This window comes from Nitrospirota bacterium, assembly GCA_040756155.1.
Classification (GTDB): Bacteria; Nitrospirota; Thermodesulfovibrionia; order JACRGW01; family JBFLZU01; genus JBFLZU01.
Genome location: JBFLZU010000066.1, coordinates 15,871 through 21,397, shown reverse-complemented (window position 1 = coordinate 21,397; position 5,527 = coordinate 15,871). Strand labels below are relative to the sequence as shown.

At 42.1% G+C, this 5,527-nt stretch carries 8 protein-coding genes; all 8 read left to right on the top strand.

Annotated elements, in window-relative coordinates; genetic code table 11:
- The coding region (locus tag AB1488_06815) for a serine hydroxymethyltransferase (protein MEW6409808.1) at nt 1–281 on the top strand (281 nt) is incomplete at its 5' end.
- The gene (gene nrdR / locus AB1488_06810) at nt 278–736 is read left to right on the top strand and encodes a transcriptional regulator NrdR (GenBank protein MEW6409807.1); all 459 of its coding nucleotides are present in this window, start codon (nt 278–280) and stop codon (nt 734–736) included. The genes AB1488_06815 and nrdR, both read left to right, overlap by 4 nt.
- Before the next feature lie 31 nt (nt 737–767).
- Nucleotides 768–2,120 carry an electron transport complex subunit RsxC gene (gene rsxC, locus AB1488_06805; protein MEW6409806.1) on the top strand — a complete coding sequence of 451 codons (1,353 nt, stop codon included), beginning with the start codon at nt 768–770 and terminating at the stop codon, nt 2,118–2,120.
- Between the two features lies 1 nt (nt 2,121).
- A complete protein-coding gene (locus AB1488_06800) occupies nt 2,122–3,129 on the top strand; it encodes an RnfABCDGE type electron transport complex subunit D (GenBank protein ID MEW6409805.1) in 1,008 nt (335 codons plus the stop codon).
- Nucleotides 3,130–3,690 (top strand): RnfABCDGE type electron transport complex subunit G, encoded by a 561-nt coding sequence (locus AB1488_06795; protein MEW6409804.1) that lies wholly within the window; start codon nt 3,130–3,132, stop codon nt 3,688–3,690.
- Nucleotides 3,691–3,724: 34 nt separating this feature from the next.
- Entirely contained in the window at nt 3,725–4,372 is a 648-nt protein-coding gene (locus AB1488_06790) for an electron transport complex subunit E (protein MEW6409803.1), read from the top strand.
- 30 nt (nt 4,373–4,402) lie between these two features.
- Nucleotides 4,403–4,987: an RnfABCDGE type electron transport complex subunit A gene (locus AB1488_06785; protein MEW6409802.1), complete on the top strand. Its 585-nt coding sequence runs from the start codon at nt 4,403–4,405 to the stop codon at nt 4,985–4,987.
- Between the two features lie 2 nt (nt 4,988–4,989).
- The coding region (locus AB1488_06780; protein MEW6409801.1) for an RnfABCDGE type electron transport complex subunit B at nt 4,990–5,527 on the top strand (538 nt) is incomplete at its 3' end.

Below are 5,527 nucleotides of genomic sequence, written 5' to 3'. Positions count from 1 at the left end.
ATAAAGGGATAACCGGTAAGGAGGCGGAAAAGGCACTTGAGTCAGCAGGTATAACAGCCAATAAAAATACAATTCCGTTTGACTCTCAACCACCCGCTATAACCAGTGGTCTCCGCATAGGGACCCCTATCGTTACTACACGGGGGATGAAGGAATCACAGATGAAAGAAATAGCCATGTTAATATCTGAGGTATTGGATAACCATAATAGGGAATCCGTGATTTCTGATGTTCGGAGAAAGGTTAGTGGGCTTTGTGAACAGTATCCAATAATTATATGAGATGCCCTTTCTGTAGCCACGATGAGACAAAGGTCATAGATTCAAGAGAGAGTAAGGATGGTGCAGAAATAAGGAGGAGAAGGGAATGCCCTTCCTGTGAGAAGAGATTTACCACATACGAAAGGGTAGAGGAACTACTTCCAATGGTAATAAAGAAAGATGGGAGAAGGGAGACCTTCGACAGACAGAAGATACTCACAGGTCTCAAGAAGGCATGCGAGAAGAGACCGATAAGTATTGAAGACCTTGAAAATCTCACTAATGCGATAGAAAAAGAATTGATGGAATCATCACAGAAGGAGGTTCCAAGTTCATTGATAGGTGAGGCTGTGATGAAAAGGCTTCATACCCTTGACGGTGTTGCCTATGTAAGATTTGCCTCTGTTTATAGACAGTTCGAGGATATAAGCGAGTTCATGAAGGCAGTGAGAAGCCTCCTTGAATCCAAAAAATAAATGTTGTTTCGGAGGAAATGAGAGGAAATGAATGAAGGTAGCCACTTTTGAGCGTGGCGTTCATCCATCAAGTCACAAAGAACTTACTGAAAACAAATCTATCATAAACGCAACAATCCCTGAGAAGGTTATTATCCCACTCAGTCAACACCTCGGTGCCCCTTGCAATTCAACTGTAAGTATTGGAGATGAGGTAAAAAGGGGACAGGTTATCGGGGTATCAGATAGTTTTGTCTCTGCACCTGTCCATTCCTCTATCTGTGGAAAGGTGATTGCTATCGGTGAGTTTCCCCATCCTTCAGGAAAGGATGTGATATCTGTTGTCATCGAGGAGGATGGCATGGATGAATGGGTTGATGGTCTAAAAGAGAATCCAGATTATATAAATCTTCCTTTGGAAGATCTGAGAAGAATCATCAGAGATGCTGGTATAGTCGGGCTTGGAGGCGCTGCATTCCCTACACATGTAAAATTGAGCCCACCAAAAGAGAAGCCGATAGACTCAGTAATTATAAATGGTGCGGAGTGTGAGCCATATCTAACTGCCGACCACAGGCTCATGCTCGAAAACCCATCCGAAATAATAAATGGACTAAAGATATTGATGAAGATACTCGGAGTAAAAAAAGGTTATGTAGGTATTGAAGAGAACAAGCCTGATGCCATAAAGACCATGACTGATACTGCATCAAAGGAGCACCACAAAAAGTCAAAAGACTTTTTGGGGACCCCAGAACCTGACATAAATGTCGTTCCACTTGAGGCAAAATATCCCCAGGGTGCAGAGAAGATGCTCATAAAGGCTATACTGAACAGGGAAGTGCCTGCAGGTGGGTTACCAATGGATGTCGGTGTGGTAGTGCATAATGTTGGTACCACAAAGGCTATATATGATGCAGTAAGATTTGGAAGACCGCTTATCGAGAGGGTTATAACCGTTACAGGAAAAGGGATAAAAGAACCAAAGAACCTCAGGGTCAGGATTGGGACGCTGTTTTCTCATCTGATAGAGGAGTGTGGTGGCCTCAATGGTAAGATAGGAAAGGTTATTGCTGGTGGACCAATGATGGGAATAGCCCAGTATACACTTGATGTCCCTGTGGTTAAGGGCACTTCAGGCATTCTGGTTTTATCTGCAGATGAGGTTAGTGTTGAGGAATACGGTCCGTGCATAAGATGTGGAAGATGTATAGATTATTGTCCTATGGGGCTTCAGCCCTCTATAATCAGTATTCTTGTAGAGAAGGGGCGGTATGATGAGGCGAGGGGGTATGACTGCATGGATTGTTTTGAGTGTGGGACATGTGCATATGTCTGTCCTGCCAGGCGTCCGCTTGTTCAGTTTATAAAACTGGCAAAATTAGAATTAAGCAGAAAGGGCTGATATGGCAGAGCAACCTAAATTATTAGTCAGTGTTAGTCCGCATATTCAGAGTGAAGAGACCGTTGCAAAGATAATGTGGTCTGTGAACATTTCGCTCATCCCTGCGTTCCTGATGTCTGTTTATTACTTCGGGATAAGGGCGCTTGCTGTTATTACTGTAAGTATATTGAGTGCAGTGGCTACAGAAGTGGTTGTTCAAAGACTATCAAAGAAAAAAGTTACAATCAGTGATGGAAGTGCATTCATCACAGGGTTACTTCTGGCATTTAACCTCCCTTCAGGCGTTCCACTCTGGATACCTGTGATTGGTAATGTTGTTGCGATCGCCATAACAAAACAGATATTTGGTGGGCTCGGCTATAATATATTTAACCCTGCCCTTATGGGAAGGGCATTCCTCCTTGCAAGCTGGCCAAGGATTATGACTACATGGTATGAGCCGAGTGGTATAATGGCTGGACTGGATGTAAAGACCACTGCTACACCTTTAGCCATACTCAAGGAGGAGGGCATGGGTAAGTTAATCGAGGTCTTTGGAGATAAGACCAATTTATATACAGAATTGTTTATAGGTCATCGTGCGGGCTCTCTCGGTGAGACATCAATAATTGCACTTTTAATCGGGGCAGCATATCTCATCTACAAAGGATATATTACATGGCACATCCCTGCGTCATTTCTCGGGACGGTTGCCGTATTGACATGGATATTTGGAGGTAAAAATGGGCTTTTTACAGGCGACCCCTTGCTGAGTTTAATCTCAGGTGGTTTAATTCTTGGCGCCTTTTATATGGCAACCGATTATGTGACATGCCCATCTGTGAGAAAGGCACAGATATTATTCGGTTTAGGAGCAGGAGTGATTACTGTGCTTATAAGGCTTAAAGGTGGGTATCCTGAAGGTGTCTGTTATGCTATACTACTGATGAACTGCTTCACACCGATGCTTGACCGTAGATTTAAAACAGAGAAATTCGGTCTGGTAAGAGTTAAAGAAGGTGGAAAGTAAATGAGAGACATAGCGAAGATTACGATAAATCTCACTATCGTCTGCATTATTGCCGGGTTCATCCTTACAGGGACATTTGCTACAACAGAACCGGTTAAATTATATAAAGAGGCTCTTGAGAAGGAAGAGGCGCTTAGAAGGATACTTCCTGAGGCAGAGAAGATAGAGAAAGAAGGCAAGATAATAATCCATGAAAAGGAGAAGGATTATTATGTGTGCAAGATAGGTGATGAGAAAATAGGTTATATAGCAGAGGCTATTGGAAAAGGTTACTCAAGTTTCATAAAGATGCTTGTCGCAGTAGACTTAGACTATAAGATTAAAGGGATAGATATACTCGGACATGGTGAGACACCGGGGCTCGGTGATGAGATAGAAAAAAAGGAATTTAAAGATCAATTTAAAGGTAAAACAATAGAAAAGCTTGTGGTGATTAAGGGTTTTACAGAGGATAAGATACAGGCTATAAGCGGGGCAACAATCTCGAGCCGGGCAGTGACTGAAGGTGTAAAAGAGGCTATAAAGAGATTAAGGGAGAGACTCGAGCAGAAGAAGGTATAGATAGAAAAATGACAATTCGGAAAGGAGACATGAGATGTCAAAAGATTACTGGAAGATCTTTAAAAATGGGATATTCGGTGAAAACCCTGTCTTCCGTCTCGCATTAAGTCTCTGTCCTGCAGTTGCTGTGACCACAAGCGTAAGGAACGGATTTCTTATGGGGCTCGCTGTTTTGTTTGTTATGACGATGGTGAATATAACCGTTTCTATATTCAGGAATTTCATCAGTCCCAAGATAAGGATTCCTGCGTATATCCTTATAATAGCTACTTACACCAGTGTTGCTGACATGACTATGGCAGCATACTCAAGGGCAGCTTACAAAGAGATGGGTCTTTTTATACAACTTATTGTTGTATTTGCGATTATAATCTCCCGTGCAGAACTGTTTGCAAGCAAGAATAAGGTATTTCCCTCTGCAGTTGACGGATTCGGCATGGGTGTTGGATTCATGCTTGCCCTCATTGTTATAGGAATGGTAAGAGAGCTTTTAGGACAGGGAGGTCTATTCGGCATATCGTTTACCACTACAAAACCCATGTTAATAATGGTTCTTCCAACAGGTGGATTTTTCGTTATTGGACTTTTGATGGCATTCTTTAACTGGATTGAGAGAAAACTTTACGGGACTGAAGGTGGCAAAGAGGTGCATATGGAAATGCATGCACATGGAAGCCACTAAAGATTAAGGATTAAGGATTAAGGGGTAAGGATGTTAGAGGACCTTGGCACGATATTTATAGCATCAGCGTTAATCAATAACTTCGTCTTCGCAAGATACCTTGGTCTCTGTATCTTCTTCGGTGTTTCAAAGAGGATGGAGACAGCAATCGGGATGAGTATTACATTTACATCTGTTATGGTCATAAGTGCTGCCTTGAGCTGGATTGTATATTACTTTGTTATGATTCCTCTGAATTTGACCTTCTTAAGGATAGTCATCTTTATAGGTATTGTTGCTGCATTTGTTCAGGCTACTGATACTATCCTCAAGAAGATAAGCCCTGTGCTTTATTATAAACTTGGTATATACCTTGTTTTAATTACCACCAACTGTATAATACTTGCAGTTCCGGTTATTAATGCTGATGAAAAATATAATTTCTTACAGAGTATTACATTAGGATTCGGTTCAGGGGCAGGTTTCAGTCTTGCACTGGTAATAATGGCAAGCATTAGAGAGAAACTTGAACTTGCAGATGTTCCAAAGGCATTTCAGGGATTACCCATAGCCTTTGTGCTTACAGGTTTGATAGCGCTTGCATTCTTAGGATTTTCAGGATTGGTGAGGTTGTAATTATGTATGAACCTATAACAATCAACCTTAAAGAATTGATGGTATTAGTCCTCGCCTTTCTTGGACTGATTGGTATTATCTTTGGACTGGGTTTAGCTCTGGCTGCAGCAAAGTTTGCTGTAAAAATTGACCCTATCATTGAGAAGGTTAGGGATGTCCTGCCAGGTGCAAACTGTGGAGCATGCGGATATGCTGGATGTCAGGGGTATGCAGAGGCTGTTGCATTAAGACCTGATGTCCCTCCAAACCTCTGCACACCAGGCAAAACACCTGTTGCTGAGACTATAGCAAAGATTACAGGTAAGATTGCAGAGAAAGTCGAACCTGTGGTTGCGCGAGTATTCTGTCAGGGTGCCACAAGTCATACAACAAGGCGATATGTATATAAAGGAATTAAGGATTGTAGGGCTGCAGTCCTTGCTGGTGGTGGGGATAAGTCGTGTATATACGGATGTCTCGGTTATGGCACCTGTGCGGTTGTATGTCCTTTTGATGCTATAACAATGACAAAAGATGATCTGCCTGAAGTGGATTTGATTA